Source organism: Siminovitchia fortis, assembly GCF_003605365.2.
Lineage (GTDB): Bacteria > Bacillota > Bacilli > Bacillales > Bacillaceae_C > Siminovitchia > Siminovitchia fortis.
In genome coordinates this window covers 1-18,616 of sequence record NZ_QYTU02000051.1, presented here as the reverse complement: position 1 = coordinate 18,616, position 18,616 = coordinate 1, and the positions used below count along the sequence as shown (strand labels likewise).

The window sequence follows — 18,616 nt, the reverse complement described above, 5'->3', positions numbered from 1 at the left end:
GATTTTACTTTCGTAATTCAGGATAATAAGTGTTGTCGTCATGCTTTACAAATCCAACAAACCAACCATTTACATTTTTCCCATTTACCATACCAGTGCCGGTTTTTCCATATAATTGACCGTACTTTTGCTCATCAATGAAGATGGCATTTTTTACTGCTCGAACGTTTTCTTCTTTAAAGCCAAATGAGTTCTCTTCAAATGCGGTTAACAGCTGCACTTGCTCAATCGGCGATATCTTTAATGAGGATTCCATCCAATAACTGTCTAATTTTCCCGACAGATTCTCGTTTCCGTATTTTATCTTATGGAAATAGTATTGTAATTGTTTTTTTCCTATTTCTTGGTCCAGGTTTTGGAAGTACCAATTGACCGAGCTGCCCAATGCAGTAGATAAATCGTGGTTTTTATTCCATTCTTCAAATGGATAAACAGTTCCATCCCAATGTTGTTCATTATTTTTTACGGAAATAACATTTTCTTCCAAAGAAAATAATGCAGAATAAATTTTATATGTGCTGTTGGGAGAGATCCTTTGTTCACTCATTTCCCGATTATAGATTTGATAGTTTTTTGTGGCGGCATCATATAAAACAAAGCTGCCGCTGTACCCATTAAAATATGAACTTAAATCTTCATATACGGTGTTCTTCCCGCTAAAATGAAACACATCATTTGAAACAGCTATAGCTGTGGTTAGCGGACTAAGACATAACACAAAAATCCCTAAAGCCGTGCAAACTCCTTTGCTTTTCCATTTCAACAGCAGTGAATCCCTGGAGTAGCCAGCAATACTTTGGATTCTCTGTTTAATCTGTTCTTTGGTCCCTCCCATTCCAGAGGCAAACTGGCCATAAGCTTGGCTATATTTTTTTTCCGCAAAACGAATGATTGTGAATCCATATTCAATATGCCGACTCTCATCTAAAAAGTGTAGAACGGAAGCATCACAAGCCAACTCCCGGTCTATTCGCATCCTTTTAAAGGCATACCATACGAGGGGATTAAACCAATAAATGATCTGTAAAACCCACATGGCGTAATTAACAAACACATCTTTATTCTTTTGATGACTCAATTCATGTAAAAAAACATATTTTAATTCATTTAAAGAGAATGTTTCCCGTGTGTTCTTTGGCAAAAGTATATACGGTTGTAAAATCCCGAGTGTAACTGGAGAGGTAATAAGCGGGGTTTCTCGTAATTTTATCCTTTTCTTCACCCCTACAACCTCTTTGCATTCCTCTAACATTTCATTTATTTTTTGATTTTTAATCATGGCAGCCGACTTTTTTAATTGATGGAGTTGATAGTTTGCATATATCGCCACGCCAATGAAAAGGATCATTCCGATAATCCAGACACTAAGTAAGGCATGATGAATGAAATCTGGCGTTGAATTGTTCACGGATATCGTGAAATCATGCAGTAAGTCACTGTTAGGCGCTTGATATACATCTGACCCGCTTATTCGTTCACCCTTAAATGCGGTGCCGTTATGAACGAAAAACAGCCCCTTAATATGTTGATAGATTTCTCCTATCCGGAAGAAATCTCCAGGTAAAAAAGAAGTTATAAATGGGATGAAAAGGAAATACCAAATTTTATAATGTGTTTTCTTAGACATATGTCTGTAAAGTATTTTTTTCGTCAAAAGGATCGTTAAAACAAGGGAGGATACCACTATCGTACTTAATAAAAATCGCAGTATAAAGGTATCCATTATTTTTCCCCTTCTTTCCTATCCCTCTCAGATAATATTTTCCTTAGCTCGGAAATATCTTCCTTTGACAGCTGGTCATTTTCAATAAAATTCAATACCATTGAATTCAACGCCCCGCCGAAAAATTGTTTAAGAAATAACTCACTTTTTTGCCCAACATACTCATGCTCTTCAATCAGCGAAGTGTAAACAAATACCCTCCCGTGTTTTCTGGTTTTCAATGCTTTTTTCTTCACCAGGCGTGATAGCATTGTTTGAATGGTGTTTGGCTTCCAATCAACTTTCTTCGATACAATCTCTACTACCTCTGGAGTAGAAATCGGCTCGTTTTTCCATATCACTTTCATTACCTCAAATTCCGCTTCTGATATTTTGGGAATTTCTTTCATCATGGCCCTCCTGCTTTTACATTTGTAGTATTTATTATAGCAAGACGGGACAATTGCTTAAAGCTTAAATCTTGTTGCAGGTTGGAGTAAATAATTACCTGTTAAGACTAACGCATTTGAAAATATTCATATAACTCCTCTATAAATGATTGATTCAACTGGGTTGCAGAACTGCCTGCAGTATAATGTTCCACAAGTGAAAGAAGAAGAAATTGATCATTTCCAGCATCAAAGGCCAATAAAAAGGTATTTTCATCTCCTTTTTCTCCTTGCTGCATTTTTAATTCTGCCGTACCGGTTTTGGCAGCTAACTGATGCTGTTCGTTGTATAAAAGGTGGGCAGTTCCATTTGGATCGCTTACTACCTCTTCCAACCGGTCTTTCATTTCATTCGCCGTTGAACTGGTGATGGCAGGTTTTGTTTTCCGCTCACGTTTTTCATCTAATAATCTCGGATAAACAACCTTTCCCTCGTTTTGAAAAACAGAATACATGGCTGCTTGCTGAATAGGAGAAATCAATAATTCTCCTTGTCCATAGGCAGTATCAGCCAGGAGAATTCCTGAATCAAATGTTGATTTATTAGAAATTTGGGCTGCTTTCATTGCAATTGGCAAATCCAATTGCTCTCCAAAGATAAACTGTTTCAGACCATTTCTAAAGGTTTTTTCTCCCATTTCCAACGCTTCCTGAGCAAAGTAAATATTGTCTGAGTAAATGAGTGCTTTTCTCATATCTACATTTTGTACATCAGAAACACGAGTAACTGAATAGCCTCCCCAGGTTTTATCCTTTTGCCAGCTTAAACCATTTATTTTCCTGAGCTTATTTGGATATGTCACCTTGGCATCAAGGCCGATGCTCGAGGTGATCGCTTTAAATGTGGAACCGGGTGCGTAACCTGTAGCAAACCTTGAGATAAATGGCTTATTCTCATCATTGGCATATTGATCATAATCCTTCTGGGATATGCCTTGAGCCATTTTATTCGGATCAAATGAAGGGGAACTGACTGCCGCATAAAGCCCCCCTTCTTTCGGGTTCATTACAACGGTAGAGCCGGGTTTTCCTTTCAAATGTTTGAATGCCTCCATTTGGATATAGTTATCAATTGTCAGTTTGATCGTTTTTCCGTCGATTTTTTCCAGAGTTTGAATTTCTTGTTTCTTTTCTCCGTTCTCATCAACAGTAAGGATTTCTCCTCCATCTTTACCCCGTAGTTCTTTGTCGAGAGCTTTTTCCAATCCGGCTTTGCCAATCATATCCCCTTCCGCCAAATGTGGAGTTTTCTCCAGATCTTCCTTTGTCGCTTTCCCAACATATCCAATTAAATGAGCCGCGGCTTCCTTTAAAGGATAATAACGAAGTTTTGCAGTCTGATAGGAAATACCGGGAATCACTTCCGCTTTATTGGATTCAATGATTTTCAGAGGAACAAATAAATCTTCTTTTACCCAATCTTGATTTAATTTTTCATGAATCTCTTCTACCGGGATATCAAATTGTTGGCTAATTTTTTGCAGCCTTTTTTCTTTTTCATTCCCACGGGATAAATCTTTCGGTACAATCCCCGCCTCTTTAAATACTTCGTTTATCGCCAATCCGTTGCCAAGATGATCTTTCATCTCCCCGCGTTCCGCTTTCCAATGACGGAATGCCACCTTATCTTTTCCTTCCATTCCCGGAAAAATTAATGAAGGATTCCATTTCACCCTATACTCGCCGTCCGTCTTTACGATTTTTGTATGGTATTCCAAATTTTCCAAAGCTCCCAATGGAGTAGTGGCATTTAATCGAAAAGAAAGTTCTTGTTCGTTGTCATCTATTTTTTCAAATTTAATCTTGGAAGCTTGGATATTATCAATATTTATTCCGTTAAATATAGCATCGTATTTATCTATCACCTCTTTCAAAGTATAGCCTGCTGAAGTGTATGATTGTTTTTCAAGCACATCACCTAATTTTTCATACTCCTTGTTCTCTAAAACGTGAATAAAATTGTTTGCAGCTTCCTGCATCTGTCTGCTGTCATTATTATGTATGATTAAGAATAGGCCAGTACCTCCGATCCCTGCTAAAATGATCAATAACATGATAAAATAAGATCTGATCCTTACCTTTTTACTTTTAACCCTGCTTTTCAATGTCTTTACCTTCTTTTCTCCCAATTAACTACTACACGCGTAGTAATTAATCCCAAAAAACTACACGTGTAATAATTGTACTGATTATAGCACAAATTATTTAAATGGCAAATACCTTATACATCCGTACCAACTTGGCAAGCCGGATTCATCGTATTATGTTGAAATAAAATTAACCTGGCGAGTCTTCACCAGGTTATACAGTTTTATCGCCCATTGAATCGATTGAACCATCCACCAAATGGCTTTGTTCTTTTATAGGTTAACTGTAATGCTTCAGAGTTGTCTATAATCCCATTTCCATAATAAATGTCAGGTACGTCCATTCCAGCTTTTTGCGTCGTTTTTGTCATCATTTCCACTACTTCTGTATTCTTCATATTCGGATTGACAGAACGGATGAGACCGGCTAAAGCACTGACATGGGGAGCGGCCATGGATGTACCGGAAAGGCTTGCATACTGTCCGTCAGTAAAAGTACTGGGAATATAAACCCCCGGGGCCGCTATGTCAATATGATCCCCGTAGTTAGAAAACGGGGCCCTTTTGCCTTCCCAGTCTACCGCAGCCACACTGATTACCCCAGGCAAGGCTGCAGGAAAGCTCGGCTGGCTTGTATTATCATTCCCGGCCGCCGCAACAACAACGATGTCTTTATCCAGCGCATAACGAATGGCATCTTCCAAAACTTGGGAGGATTGATAATTTCCAAGGCTTAAGTTGATGATGTCAGCGCCGTGATCGGCCGCCCAGCGAATGCCCTCAGCTACATCAAAGGAACCGCCAATCCCTTCCGCGTTCATCACTTTTACCGGCATTACCGGATTATACCATGTAACGCCGGCAACCCCCTCGGCATTATTCGTTACAGCCGCGATAATCCCGGCTACATGAGTGCCGTGTCCATTATCGTCATTCGGATTATCATTTTTTGCAAGAACATTGTACCCCTTTGCCAGCCGTCCGGAAAGATCGGGGTGATTCAGATCAACACCTGTATCCACGACTGCAATCGTTACATCATCAGAGCCTCGTGTGAAGTTCCATCCCCTTTCCGTTCCAACAGCCGGCAAATTCCATTGATAGTTCCGGTAAAGCGTATCGTTCACTTCATTTTGCAAAAAAATGTAGTGAGGTTCAACAAATGCCACTTGATTATTTTGATCAAAATATTGTATGAGCTCTGTTGTCGTTTGGCTGTTTGATTTAAAAATATAAACGGAATCAAGTTTATCTATAAGTTTTCCGTCAATCTCACGTGCCATTTTATCGACATCCGCCTGACTTGGCGGGTCTTTAAAATTTACAACGGCTTCCTTATCGTAGTAGTGACTTTTATCCTGCTCATTATGATGGATCATCTTGATAGAGGGGCTGTTATTCAATTTCATTTTAATATGGTTATTGAGATGCAGCATGTCTATTTTTTGAATATGGGAATTTTCCTGCTGTATGTTTCTAACTTGCAAATTCCTGGAAGCCTGTTCTTCGTTGGGCACTTTACCCGTTGGCCTGTTAAAGTTACTCCTGCAATAACCGCAATCCCAAAAATTAAGAACAATGTAATAATGACGGACTTTCTTCGCATGCCTGCACCTCATGTTGTGAGTATTGATATTGAAACTGGCTATCGTTTATGTTTTCCAAAATGAAATATTTTATGTTGGACAGCTATCTCGGTGATTGGTGACCGATATCTGTGGGTTACCTCTTTTTCGGGATGGAATCAACGGATTCGAGAATAGTCCATCATTTGTCTTAAGAAAGAATGACGCCCATTGTTATTTCAATTTCTCCATCGCACTCTCTTCTTCTGTAACGCATTACCGCAAAGGGGGCCGGAACCAAAAAACATTTGACAAATTTGTGAACTAGTTGAATAATAGATGCAGGGGGGAATGCACGATGGAATCTACACGCAAAATATTAAATGCTACAAAATCTGTTGGTTACACAATCCTTTCAATCGGAATGGCAATTTTTCTATACGGTTTTTTTGTAAGCGATACCAGCGTAGCTACAAGCGTAGGAATTGGTGCAGTGATGGGGGCTATTTTTATTTTTCTGATCGGTGTGTTTTTTGTAGCGACTGAAGAGATGGAGAAAAAAACTGATAAAGGGATTAGATTTTCCAATAAAAAAGGAGCGCCATTCAGACACTCCTTTTGAACAATATTTACATATCCCAGATCAAAATTAACAAAGTCCCGAATATGGTGACCAGGGCTATGGCAAATGCATAATAAATGTTTGTATAGATTGAACCTTTATCTTTCGTTTCGCCAGCGTGCATAAAAACAACAAGCTGTACGGCGGCTTGCACGAACGCTGTGACCAAAAGTACGGTCATTCCGGCTGCAAACGACAGATCAAAGAAGTAAACGGTAAGAGCAATGGCCGTGAGCATTAATGAAAATACAAAACCTGCGACTTGTTTCCGTGGAAATAATTCGCTCATGCTACATCAATCCTTTCAAGTAGACGAAGCTGAAAATAAATATCCACACGACATCCAGAAAATGCCAGTAAAGTGAAAAGATGAACGCTTTATTGGCTGTTCCTGGTGTTAATCCCCGTTTCTTTACCTGCAGGATGATGAATAATCCCCAGAATAAGCCAAGTGTTACGTGGGCTCCATGTGTCCCTAAAGTTGTTAACAGGATGGCTGTGAATGCACTTGTTTGCAGTCCCGCTCCGATATGGACATAATGGACGAACTCATAAATTTCAACGCCTAAGAAAGTAAGGCCAAGAAGCAGCGTGACGGCAAAAAAGGCCATCATCGCTTTCTTGTTGCCAATACGCATTGCGTGAACACCAAGACCAATCGTAAAACTGCTTGTTAAGAGTACGAACGTCTCGATGAGCACTGGTGTAATTTCAAAAATTTCCGCTCCGGAAGGTCCCGTTCCCGTCCTATGCTGCAAAGTGAAATACGTTGCAAAGAGCGTAGCGAAAAGCATAATTTCCGCCCCGAGGAAAATCCAGAAACCTAAAATATTCAATTGATTTTGATCTGTGCTGTATTCAAGAGGGAGTGAGTGATCTGCATTCATCAGCTAACACCTCGCAACTTATTTTCTGTGTCTTCCACTTCTTTAACAGAAATGTAATGCCCGTCATCTTTCTCAAATGAACGGTACGCCATACAGGCGAAGATTCCGATGGTTGTAAGGATCGCTGGAATCCACATGCTGAAAACAAATGAGAATCCCCATACGAAGAAAATACAACTCATAATAAACGGACCGCCGGTATTGTTTGGCATATGAATTTTTTCAATATGATCTTTGAATAATCCATGCCCTTTCTTCTTTTGGTCCCAAAACGCTTCTATAGAATTAACTTCCGGTATCGTCGCAAAGTTATAGGCTGGCACAGGACTGTGTGTCGCCCATTCTAATGTACGGGCATCCCATGGATCGGAACTAATATTCCTGGACGCATAACGCGTGCTGTAATAAACATTGTACACAATTAAAGCAAAACCAACGGCGAGCCCAACGGCTCCAATGAACGAAAGTAAATTAAGCGGGCCAAACCCGGTTGCTTCAGAATAAGTGTACATCCGCCGCGCCTGCCCATCCAAACCTGTGAAGAACATCGGGAAGAAAGTGACGTTAAAGCTGATCGCGATAAACCAGAACGCCCATTTACCGATTCTTTCATTAAGCATAAAGCCAAACATTTTTGGCCACCAGTAAGTGAGTCCTGCCAGCATGGCAAACACAACACCTGGAATAATTGTGTAGTGGAAGTGAGCAACTAAAAACATTGTATTGTGATATTGATAGTCGGCACTTGCCATACCGAGCATAACCCCGGTAACCCCGCCAATCGTAAAGATCGGAATGAAGCCTACCGCATAAAGCATCGGTACGGTAAATTTAATTTTCCCTTTCCACATCGTCAGAATCCAGTTGAAAATCTTGATTCCAGTCGGAATCGCAATCGCCATTGTGGTTATGGAGAAAATACTATTCGTCAATGGCCCTTGCCCCATTGTAAAGAAATGGTGAGTCCAGACCAAGAATGAGAAAAACGAAATGATCACGATGGATCCAACCATTGATTTATAACCGTAGAGATTTCTTCGGGCAAAGGTGGAGATCACCTCACTGTAAATCCCAAATGCCGGTAAGATTAAAATATAAACTTCAGGATGCCCCCAAACCCAGAAAAGGTTTGCCCACAGCATATCCATACCGCCATTTGTCGTTGTAAAGAAGTTGGCTCCAAACAACCGGTCCATTGTTCCCAGCAAAAGCGCAATGGTTAATACCGGAAATGCAAAAACGACAATGACGTTCGTGATAAAAGCAGTCCATGTGAACATCGGCATCTTCATCAAAGTCATGCCAGGTGCTCTCATTTTTAATATAGTCGTGATAAAGTTTATCCCGGATATTAATGTACCGATACCGGCAATCTGAATCGACAGCATATAATAATTTGTTCCAACCGATTGGCTGAAGTCATTTCCCGCCAGCGGGAAATAAGAAGTCCAACCTGCATCGGGAGATCCGCCAATGACGAAAGAGATATTGAATAACATAGCCCCCATAAAGAATAACCAGAAACTTAACGCATTCAAGCGCGGGAATGCGACGTCACGGGCGCCTATTTGTAATGGAACAACAAAGTTCATCAGGGCATAAATAAATGGCATCGCCATAAAAATGATCATGACTACCCCGTGGGTTGTAAAAACCTCATTGTAATGCTGTGCATCCAAGAGCGTATTTTCAGGTACGGCAGTTTGTGCCCGCATCATAATCGCATCTACTCCGCCGCGAAACAGCATGAGCAATGCAGAGATTAAATACATAATCCCGATTCGTTTGTGGTCAACAGTTGTCAACCATTCACGCCATAAATAACCCCATTTTTTAAAATAGGTTAAACCGGCGACAATCGCGATCACTGTAAGACCAATGGCTACCATTGATGCATAAATGGCAGGACTTGGATGAGGGATGGCAAATCGGTCAAAATAGTTCATCCTTTTATGACTCCTTCCGGTTAAGTTAATCAGGATTGAAAACTAATTCTTAGAAGCTTTGCATCAAATTATTTCTGATGGCTGTGCTCTGAATGTTCCATGTTTGATTCATCATGAGACTCATGGGAGCCATGATGATGCCCGCTATATTCACCTTCTGGGGCAGGCAAAAATTCTAAATGTGTCCCGCTGAAGGTTAATTGTCCAAGATGGCCAGGCTCCAGTAACTTATCGAATTTCTCTTTTGTAAGAGGTTCGGCCGTTGTTTTTACTTCTTTAACCCAATCATCAAATTCATCCTCTGGCATTGCTTTCACCTGGAACGTATTTTCAGCGAAGCCTTTTCCGCTGAAGTTTGCATTTCTTCCCATGTATTCCCCGGGAACGTCGGCTGCCAAGTGCAGCGTGGTCACCATATCAGCCATCGCATACTTTTGCCCGCCAAGCTGCGGAATCCAGAAACTCGTGATCGGCCCGTATGAATAAAGTTTAAATTCCAACGGCCGGTCTGTTGGGATATATAGGTAGTTTACCGTTTCGATATCTTCTTCCGGATAACTGAAATGCCATTTCCAATTGGAAGATGAAGCGTACACGACCAAAGGCTCCTGCCCTTCATGTTGTTTCGGTGTTGCTTCCACTGCATAGGTCGATTTAACCGTCACGATTGAAAGGAAAATAATAATTAAAACCGGTATCCCAACAATGATTGATTCCACCACCGGATTTCCTTCAATATGCGGAGGTTCGTAATCCTCACTTTGTTTCGATGCGCGGTATTTTACTAACATAACAATCAAAAGGACGAATACAGCAACAACTATGATGGCCATCGTTGCAATCGATATCCAAATGACATTGGCTGTCATTTCAGCCTGAGGCCCTTTAGGATCTAAAACCATTAATGATCCGCAACCTGTCAGCATTGGAAGGATAGTGATCGCCAAACATAATAAAGCCCATTTTATTTTCATTGAGGGACCCCTTTCTATGAACTTAAAATTTTTAGCAGCAATAGGTATTCGTTATTCTGCGGTCAATTTACAAATATTTTATTACCATAAAAGTTTAAAGACAATCGTATGTGATATATGTCACAAATTGTTCTTGAATCACAAGGGGTATTGGTAACAAAATGTTCAAAGAAAGGACAACAAAAAAACACAGATGGGAAATGATTGCCATGTTTATTAGGTTTTTCAAAGGGGGGCGTCCTGCTTTAGAAATCAAAAAAACCTTTCGGGTTCCATCCTTGATGGAACCCGAAAGGGAGTCTGAATAGATCAAGCTATGATTTTTTCGCCGGTTCATAATTTCCTGGTACACTGCCCATAGAAACCGATAAACGATTCCAGCTGTTGATGTACGACTAACGACCAATTCCCCACTTCTCATGTAAAAGCTGAAGTTCCTTTTCGTGTGAAATTTCTTCTTTAGGCGTTTCCAGAATGAATGGAACCTTTTTCAACTTCGGCGTTGTGATGAAACGTTCAAATTGATTTTCTTTTATATGGCCGACTCCGAAGATAGGAGCGTGCCGGTCCTTTCCCTGGTAGGCGGCATACTTGGAATTATTCAAATGAATAGCGGATAATTCATTGAAATATCCAAGCTCCGTCCCCTTTTCCAATAACTCGTCCCAATTTTCGCCATCCCATAACCCGCTTGCAAACGCATGGCAAGTATCAAAGCAAAAACCCACTTTTTCCGGATATTCACATAAATTGCGAATCTGTACAAGCTCTTCTATAGTTGTTCCCATCGTACCAGGTAGTCCTGCATTGTTTTCAAGCAATATTTTAGCCGTACCCTCCCATTGCTCAAGAACATCATTAAGCACTTCAATCATGAGTTGGTAGCTTTCAAGGGGAGTAAGATGAGGAACATGCTTGCCAAAATGAACAACAACGCCAATTGAACCGCAGGCGTCGGAGATTTCCAGGTCATTTAATAAGGATTCGATTACTTGCTCTCTTTTTCTTTCACCTTGCGGTGTTAAACTGGTCGGGTAAAGTGAATGACTGACAGAAAGAAGGTTTTTTTCCTCACAAAACAGTTTACATAATGCCGCATCATCTTTGCTAAAGTCTTTTACCGATAAACTGCGGGGGTTCTTTGGGAAGTATTGAAAGGCCCCGGCATTTATGTCGTATGCCCGTTTTGCAGCACCATAATAACCTTGTCTAATAGAAAGATGGCAGCCAAATCTCATATGCATTCTCCTGCTATTAATGCTGACAGTTTTCACAAAAATAGGTTTTGCGAGAGGAAATTTCCACCTTCACAATGGGAGTGCCGCATCGCGGGCATGCTTCTCCTTCAAGTCCGTGGACGAGCATCTTATAGCCGCCCGTTTTGTTATCTCCATTAAAGAGAGATCCCATGTAGCCGCCATTTTGAATGGCCTGCTGCAGAATGAATTTGATTGAATTATATAAACGAATCAGAGCTTCTTGGTCCAGCTCATCTATTTTTCTGTCCGGAAGCAGCTGGGCATGCCAAAGAATTTCATCCGAATAACGGTTGCCGATTCCGGCAATGACTTCCTGCTTCATCAGCGTCGTTTTTAATCCGCCTCTTTTACCTTTCATAATGACGAGAAAAGCATCAGTTGAAAAATTTGGGTCTAATGGTTCCGGCCCGATATTTTGAAGCTCGCTTTTAATCATTTCAGGTGTAAAAAGATGCAGATATCCCAACCGCAGTCCAATGAAATAAAGGTGACGGTCTCCAAATGATAACCGTACTTGCACCGTCCGATCCGGCTTGTCTTCTTTCGTTCCATAAAACATCCAGCCGCCGAGCATCAGATGTAACAGTAAACAGGCTCCATTTTCCAAATGAAAAATTAAATATTTTGCCCTTCTATCAATGGTTTCGATCTTCTGATTCAATATCTGACGAGTAAATTCCTGCTTGGATACATTAATTGATTTTTCCCGATTAATTTCAACACCTGTGATGACTTTACCTCCAATCAATTGCTGCAGCAAAGTTTTATACGTTTCCATCTCTGGCAGTTCCGGCATTATTTTTCCTCCACTAATTGAATCTATATACTCATTATTCCTCAACATAATGAAATCATGAGAGGTAAAACAGTTTGCCCCAGGAAGTTAGAGATTTGTTTTTTGTTTGTTTGGAGGCATCGATTTGTAAGTAAACATATTGTTTTAAAAGGATATAGCAATGATTGTCGCAACCGGAAGGCCGGCCATCAGTCAAAATATATATATAAATTCACAGTATTAATTCCCGCAAAATCCCCAATCCTTTTTCCAATTCTTGCATTGATGCATAGGCATAGGATAGACGAATATGATGTAAATCCTTTGTCTCATATATATAGCCCGGATTAATTAAAACATTTTGTTGAAGCAGGTTTAAAAAAAGCGCCTTATTCACAATGGGTTCATGAAACCTGAGCCAGATATAAAATCCGCCTTCGGACTTTTTCCATGTCGCAACTCTTTGAAAGTCCCGCTCCAATATGGCCTCAACAAATGCGGCCCTTCTTTTTAATTGTTCACGGAGTTTAATCAAATGTGCCTCGTATAGGCCAGATGAAATCCAATGGGCGACAATTTCTTGAGAAAAGGCACTGGAGCCATAGTCCGTTTGCATTTTAATATCACCTAAGCGCCCTATGACAGGTGAGGGAGCCACAACCCATCCGATCCTGAGCCCGGGGCTCAGTGTTTTGGAAACACTGCCGATATAAAGCACTTGCCCCGATGTGTCAAATGACTTGATTGGGGGAACAGGGGTCTCAAATGTCAATTCATGATACACATCATCCTCAATAATCGGTATCTGCATCTCCTTACACGCACCGTACAGGGCTTTCTTTTCCTTCAATGACCAGCTTTGCCCAGTTGGATTGTGTAAGGATGGAACACAATAAAATACAGATTGTCTTTTCCTTTTGAATTTCCGTAAATGGTCTATTAAGGATGGATGCCGTGTAATCGAAATCATCCGCATCCCGGCCGATTGAAAAGGGTGTACGGAATTTAAATAGGAAGGCTGTTCCTGGAAGACAATCGATCCTTCCTCCAATAATCCGATGGCAATTAATTGAAGTGCTTGCAATGCGCCCGAAACAATTAAAATATTTTCCGGAGCGGTTTTAATTCCTCTATTTTTTAAATACTCACATAAAACTTCACGAAGTTTTTCACTTCCTTGCGGTGATGAATACCCAATTTCCTTTGGTTTAAGCGATATTTCTTTTAATGACTGCTCTAGTTGTTTCGCAGGAAGCAAGTCCGGTGATAATTCACCTGTTCCAAGACGAATGATATGGTCCATTTGTTCATGATGAGTTGAATTGTATGGTAATTGGGCTTATATATGCTTGATTCAATGTGGTTCTGCCAATTCAATTGGGCTTTGTCCAAAAGCATATTCCAAGAATTATTGGCCACAAATGCCCCAGCCCCCACTTTAGATTCAATCAAGCCATCCGCTTTCAGTTCATCAAAGGCAAGCTGCACGGTGCTTCGATTCACATGAAACTGCGCTGCCAGTTGGCGCTGCGTCGGGAGCTTCGTTCCAACCGTCCAATCCCCTCGTTCGATTCGGGACTTTACCCAATCCACAATTTGCTCATGAATGGTCATATGGGAGGACCGTTTTGGTTTCCAATTCATCCAACCCCTCCTAAATTGGATGGATGAAAAACCATCCAATTGGCCGTTTTCTTTTAGTTGTATCATAGTACGATAGGAATTGAAAGGGAGCTGATCATTTGGAAAGTATTTTACATGGAATCATATTGGCATTCGGTCTTATTCTGCCTTTGGGCGTGCAGAATGTATTTATTTTTTCACAAGGCGCTACTCAGCCAAAAATAACGCGGGCACTACCAGCTGCTATTACAGCCGGGTTTTGCGATACACTACTCATCCTTTTGGCTGTCTTCGGCGTATCAGTAATCGTGTTGCAATTTGAATGGCTGAGACTCGCTCTGATGATTGTCGGGATATTATTCTTGCTTTATATGGGATATGCTATTTGGAAGTCTGAACTTGCAATGGCTGAAACGGATAAAGCGTTGCCAGTCCGCCAGCAAATCATTTTTGCGTTATCCGTTTCATTATTAAACCCGCATGCCATCCTGGATACGGTCGGTGTCATCGGGACAAGTGCATTGAAATATACAGGATTAGAACAAATGCTTTTTACAATCGCCTGTATTTTAGTATCCTGGATTTGGTTTTTCGGACTAACGGCGGCAGGGAGAATGATGAAAGAACTAGATGGGAAGGGTAGACTAATGAACGCATTCAACAAATGTTCCGCTTTATTTATTTGGGGAACCGCCATCTATCTAATGATTGGGTTAACCTGATTTTACATCCCCTTAATCATTAGGAGGGGTTTTTTGTGACCGCGAGGACACTTTTTCATTGGAATGGTCATTGGATCGGGCCGCCCAATGACCGCGTTGACGGTTTTTCATCGGTACCGGGCACTGGGGCGGCACTCCAGTGACTGCGCAAACACTTTTTCGTCGGAACCGGGCACTGGAGCGGCACTCCAGTTACCGCGCAAGTGATTTTTCACCGAAGCCGGACACTGGACGGTTTATTCTAATAGGGATAACAACATTGTTTAGTTCAGTTTAAATAGCTTGTTAAAAGCACTTTCCCTCTCCTTGTTTTAAGCGATTCAACAGACTTTACAGCTTCTTTTATTTCTGATAAGTCGAAATGGGAAGCGGGCTTCATTAAACTTAATTGGTTATTTTTTATTAATTCTATCAAACGTTGGAATGTCCCCTGCCAAGTTTCTGTCGATACTCTTTGATTCCAATGCCGTAAATGAAATATTTGGGCGTTTACCATGGCTTTCTTTGTAACTTCTTCCCAGTTTACTTGAGTCCCCGACAAAAGCCCTATGCTTAATAAAGTACCTCGAGGGTTTACGCAATAAGCTAATTCGGTGCCAGATTGCCCTCCCACTGAATCAATGGCGGCGGAGGCCCTCCTTCCATTCGTTAAATCCATAACTGTCTCATATAACGGATCCTTGGATGTATTAACGACATGGGAAGCACCCAGGCGAAGCAGTTCATCTGTATAATGATCATTTCTCGTTACCGCAATCAATCGAAAACCCAACACTTTTGATAATTGGGCAAAAATATGACCGATCGAAGAGCCGCATGCATTTACCAACAACGTATCACCCGGGCCTAATCTTAACTTTTCTGTGCAAATAACCCATGCTGTAATTGGATTGATATACATTTGTGCAGCAATGAAATCATCGATAAAGTCAGGAATGAGGATTGCATGCTCTGCTGAAGTTTTAACAAACTCTTGCCAAGTACCTTCTCCACGGAAAGGTAAAACCCGTTTCCCAATGAGATTTTTAGTTACCAATGAGCCAACATCTTCTACAATTCCGACTCCTTCATAACCAGGAATAGCCGGCAAAGAAGTTCGATGGGCATAAGAGCCCCTGATTGGGATTAAGTCGGACGGATTAATCGGGCGAACCAGCATACGTACGAGAATTTCATGATCCGCAGGCGGCTGAACGCTTTTATATTCAATGGTTAAAACGTCTTCAGGACTGCCAAACTCATAAAACTTAATACATTTTGCTTTCAAATCTGAGCCTCCTTCAGTTCTCTATCGTATAGACACGGGATGGGCTAAACGATTAACAGTGGAATTTTATCGCGTTGCTGTAAAACAAAAAAAGTGCCATTTTCATTTGATAGAACGGCATATTCCAAACTAAGTATTCTAGCAATATCCTTATTTTTTTTAATCCTAGGCCTAGGCTCCTACTATCAACGTCAAAACCAATTCCGCTATCCCTAACGGTAACAGCTTCGTTTTCAATGGTCACCACTAGCTTTTCAGCTTTTGAATGTTTTACGGTATTTTGGAAAATGTTGTCATATAGTCTTTGAAGCCACAACCGTTCGAGAATCGGGAATTATTAGAAAAATCGTACCAGCAACAAATTAAGGGTATGATTAGACATCGTCATCCATTCCTTTTGGTGGATATGATTTTTAGAACTTGAAACAGGAAAAAGCGCTGTCGGAATAAAAAATGTGGCTGCCAGTGCCCCCCTCCCCATTGATTATGGTTAAAATGCATTATCTAAAGACGAAGCAACTCATCGTTTATCCTGTTAAGGTTCTCCTTCAACTTCACCATACTCTTGTAGTCGATCTTATCATGATACGCTTCTGTTTTCTGGCTCTGTTCATCAATGGACAGCTGCTCAAACTGTTCGATATCCTGACTTGATAACCGATAATCCTCCCGCAGGTTTCCTTTGAATTGATCAACCACTTTAATAATTTCATCAATATTCTGTCGCATAGAAGTGGCTGCCGAAAAACTGCGCTGATCTGTGTCCTTGTTATAAATATTGGAAAGTTTCCTATTTTCCTCATGCATCATTTCCTTGATATGCCGAAGCTTTCCGGCATCCGATGGATCGACAATCATATGATCTAAAATTTGTAACGAAGCATCCATCAGTTTTTTCAGCCTTTTTAGATTCTGCATATAAATACCTCTTTTATCCAAATGATTATCATTATTATGTGGTCATTACAGGAAAATATACGGTTAGTCCAGGAGCCAACGAACAAAAATCCAGGGCCCTTGATAATACTAGATTTATCAAAACCGGACTTCTGAAGCTGGTCTCTCAGCTTAACCCAATGCCACGTCCAAGATCATCATTAAAATAAATCCGAACATCAAGCTCATTGAAGCAAGATCCTTGTTACCTTTTTCCTGGGATCCCGGGATGACCTCTTCGGTTACAACAAAAATCATTGCTCCGGCTGCAAAGCTCAGGGCATAGGGAAGCAAAGGTTCGATAAATGCGACGGCTATTGCCCCGATCACAGCGGCGATTGGTTCAACCATCCCCGAAAACTGGCCGTACATAAAACTCTTCCGCCGCGACATGCCCTCTCCCCTTAAAGGCAGCGCAACCGCAGCCCCTTCGGGAAAGTTCTGGATTCCGATTCCAAGTGCCAGGGCAAGCGCACCGGCCAAAGACGATTCCGTCCCCCCATTCGCAAGTGCACCGAAGGCAATCCCAATAGCAAGCCCCTCGGGAATATTATGCAGCGTAATCGCAAATACAAGGAGCGTGCTCCTCTTCATTTTCTTGGGCCGATACCCCTCCGCATCTGTCATTTCAGCATTCGGATGAAGATGAGGCAGGATTTTATCTATACTCCAAATGAAAATGCCGCCCAATAAAAATCCGGTAGCCGCCGGGAACCAGACACCAACCACACTATCTTCAGACATCTCGATGGCCGGCCCGAGCAGTGACCAGTAACTCGCAGCAATCATGACGCCTCCGGCGAAACCGAGCATACCGTCAAGCATCCGCTGGTTAATCGTTTTGGTGGCAAACACCAGCGTCGCTCCGACAGCCGTCATAGCCCAAGTAAATAACGTAGCCAGAAACGCTTGCATCACCGGATTGAAATTCATGAAAAACTCCACCATGTTCGAAGAACTCCTTTTTTTAATTCATAAGCTTTTATCTGCTTAGCATGTTCCAAAATTAAACTTGAACCACTATATTATATCAATCCTTAATGGGCGGTGTTCATAAAAAGGGAAAATGTTTAGTCTGATTAATTGAACTCTCAAACAAAAAAACTCCCATGATTTTTTTCAATAATGAAAAAGGAAAATCGGATGAGCATCCGGTTTTCCCCTCGTTTTGCTGTAGAGTTTTTGACCATTTAACAAATTGTTTTGTTATTGGCCGTATCCTTTCATTCGGGAAGATTAAGTTGCCAAGAGACACCGTACCGATCGTTTATCCATCCGAACTTCCTGCTGAACCCATAATCATCCAACGGCATAAGGGCTTGGCCGTCTTCGATAAGTTTTTCATAAAGGTTGTCAAGTTCCTCTTCAGAACTACAAGTAAGAAAGATTGAAAACGAAGGTGTAAATGAAAATTGATGCTTAATATTACTGTCAATGCACATAAATTCTTGTCCTTTCAAGGAAAAAGCAGCCTGCATCACAGTTCCTTCTTCCCCGGCTTCATTTGCTCCGTATCTAACAATACTTATAATTTCTGAATCCTCTATGAGTGATGTGTAATAGTTCATTGCTTCTTCCGCCTTGCCATCTTGGAACATTAAGAATGGTGTAACCTTTTCCATTAAAAATCTCCTTCCTTCAGCAGCACTCAACCACTTCTTTTATAAAATGCCACCTTCGCCACGATTTATCAAAAAGTTCTTTAATCCCCTTTCGTCATTATATCAATACCATCAATGAATGACAGATTGTGTACCACCTAGTGAAGCAAGTCCATCTGAAACCTCTCCCCATTAAAATGG

17 protein-coding genes and 1 pseudogene are annotated in these 18,616 nt (G+C 41.1%); 2 read left to right on the top strand and 16 right to left on the bottom strand.

Annotated features, from left to right (window positions below):
* Positions 1–4: 4 nt before the first annotated feature.
* The 4 genes from D4N35_RS16295 to D4N35_RS16280 all read right to left on the bottom strand — a co-directional run bounded on the left by D4N35_RS16295 (position 5) and on the right by D4N35_RS16280 (position 5,755).
* Positions 5–1,723, bottom strand: a complete 1,719-nt coding sequence (locus D4N35_RS16295) for a BlaR1 family beta-lactam sensor/signal transducer (RefSeq protein ID WP_120075584.1) — start codon at positions 1,721–1,723, stop codon at positions 5–7.
* A complete protein-coding gene (locus D4N35_RS16290) occupies positions 1,723–2,112 on the bottom strand; it encodes a BlaI/MecI/CopY family transcriptional regulator (protein WP_120075582.1) in 390 nt (129 codons plus the stop codon). Before D4N35_RS16290 ends, D4N35_RS16295 begins: the two co-directional genes overlap by 1 nt.
* A gap of 107 nt (positions 2,113–2,219) precedes the next feature.
* On the bottom strand, positions 2,220–4,256 hold the full coding sequence (gene pbp4, locus D4N35_RS16285) for a penicillin-binding protein PBP4(5) (RefSeq protein ID WP_120075581.1): 2,037 nt from the start codon (positions 4,254–4,256) through the stop codon (positions 2,220–2,222).
* Positions 4,257–4,462: 206 nt separating this feature from the next.
* A complete protein-coding gene (locus tag D4N35_RS16280) occupies positions 4,463–5,755 on the bottom strand; it encodes a S8 family peptidase (protein WP_164876410.1) in 1,293 nt (430 codons plus the stop codon).
* Between the two features lie 406 nt (positions 5,756–6,161).
* Here D4N35_RS16280 and D4N35_RS16275 point away from each other — a divergent pair, with 406 nt between their 5' ends.
* On the top strand, positions 6,162–6,425 hold the full coding sequence (locus D4N35_RS16275; protein ID WP_120075577.1) for a hypothetical protein: 264 nt from the start codon (positions 6,162–6,164) through the stop codon (positions 6,423–6,425).
* A gap of 7 nt (positions 6,426–6,432) precedes the next feature.
* Here the strand turns inward: D4N35_RS16275 and qoxD are convergent, their stop codons facing one another.
* The 7 genes and pseudogenes from qoxD to D4N35_RS16240 all read right to left on the bottom strand — a co-directional run bounded on the left by qoxD (position 6,433) and on the right by D4N35_RS16240 (position 13,910).
* Entirely contained in the window at positions 6,433–6,714 is a 282-nt protein-coding gene (gene qoxD, locus D4N35_RS16270; RefSeq protein WP_120075575.1) for a cytochrome aa3 quinol oxidase subunit IV, read from the bottom strand.
* Position 6,715: 1 nt separating this feature from the next.
* Positions 6,716–7,312, bottom strand: coding sequence for a cytochrome aa3 quinol oxidase subunit III (gene qoxC, locus D4N35_RS16265; RefSeq protein ID WP_120075574.1), 597 nt, complete (start codon positions 7,310–7,312; stop codon positions 6,716–6,718).
* Positions 7,312–9,258, bottom strand: a complete 1,947-nt coding sequence (gene qoxB / locus D4N35_RS16260) for a cytochrome aa3 quinol oxidase subunit I (RefSeq protein ID WP_120075572.1) — start codon at positions 9,256–9,258, stop codon at positions 7,312–7,314. The genes qoxC and qoxB overlap by 1 nt, the downstream gene beginning before the upstream one ends.
* A gap of 68 nt (positions 9,259–9,326) precedes the next feature.
* The gene (gene qoxA / locus D4N35_RS16255) at positions 9,327–10,232 is read right to left on the bottom strand and encodes a cytochrome aa3 quinol oxidase subunit II (RefSeq protein WP_120075570.1); all 906 of its coding nucleotides are present in this window, start codon (positions 10,230–10,232) and stop codon (positions 9,327–9,329) included.
* A 395-nt stretch (positions 10,233–10,627) separates the two neighbouring features.
* Positions 10,628–11,470 carry a deoxyribonuclease IV gene (locus D4N35_RS16250; RefSeq protein ID WP_120075569.1) on the bottom strand — a complete coding sequence of 281 codons (843 nt, stop codon included), beginning with the start codon at positions 11,468–11,470 and terminating at the stop codon, positions 10,628–10,630.
* Between the two features lie 16 nt (positions 11,471–11,486).
* Positions 11,487–12,287, bottom strand: a complete 801-nt coding sequence (gene mutM, locus D4N35_RS16245; RefSeq protein WP_120075567.1) for a DNA-formamidopyrimidine glycosylase — start codon at positions 12,285–12,287, stop codon at positions 11,487–11,489.
* Positions 12,288–12,498: 211 nt separating this feature from the next.
* A pseudogene (locus D4N35_RS16240) lies at positions 12,499–13,910 on the bottom strand (aminotransferase-like domain-containing protein).
* Between the two features lie 98 nt (positions 13,911–14,008).
* On the opposite strand from D4N35_RS16240, the gene D4N35_RS16235 reads away from it, so the two are divergent.
* Positions 14,009–14,611 carry a LysE/ArgO family amino acid transporter gene (locus tag D4N35_RS16235; RefSeq protein ID WP_120075566.1) on the top strand — a complete coding sequence of 201 codons (603 nt, stop codon included), beginning with the start codon at positions 14,009–14,011 and terminating at the stop codon, positions 14,609–14,611.
* Positions 14,612–14,879: 268 nt separating this feature from the next.
* Here the strand turns inward: D4N35_RS16235 and D4N35_RS16230 are convergent, their stop codons facing one another.
* The 5 genes from D4N35_RS16230 to D4N35_RS16210 form a co-directional block, all read right to left on the bottom strand.
* The gene (locus D4N35_RS16230) at positions 14,880–15,878 is read right to left on the bottom strand and encodes a zinc-dependent alcohol dehydrogenase family protein (RefSeq protein WP_120075564.1); all 999 of its coding nucleotides are present in this window, start codon (positions 15,876–15,878) and stop codon (positions 14,880–14,882) included.
* Between the two features lie 52 nt (positions 15,879–15,930).
* A complete protein-coding gene (locus D4N35_RS16225; RefSeq protein WP_235870413.1) occupies positions 15,931–16,194 on the bottom strand; it encodes an ATP-binding protein in 264 nt (87 codons plus the stop codon).
* A 188-nt stretch (positions 16,195–16,382) separates the two neighbouring features.
* Positions 16,383–16,796 (bottom strand): hypothetical protein, encoded by a 414-nt coding sequence (locus D4N35_RS16220; protein ID WP_120075562.1) that lies wholly within the window; start codon positions 16,794–16,796, stop codon positions 16,383–16,385.
* 150 nt (positions 16,797–16,946) lie between these two features.
* Entirely contained in the window at positions 16,947–17,762 is an 816-nt protein-coding gene (locus tag D4N35_RS16215; protein WP_120075561.1) for a ZIP family metal transporter, read from the bottom strand.
* Between the two features lie 275 nt (positions 17,763–18,037).
* The gene (locus tag D4N35_RS16210; protein ID WP_120075559.1) at positions 18,038–18,436 is read right to left on the bottom strand and encodes a VOC family protein; all 399 of its coding nucleotides are present in this window, start codon (positions 18,434–18,436) and stop codon (positions 18,038–18,040) included.
* Positions 18,437–18,616: the final 180 nt, after the last annotated feature.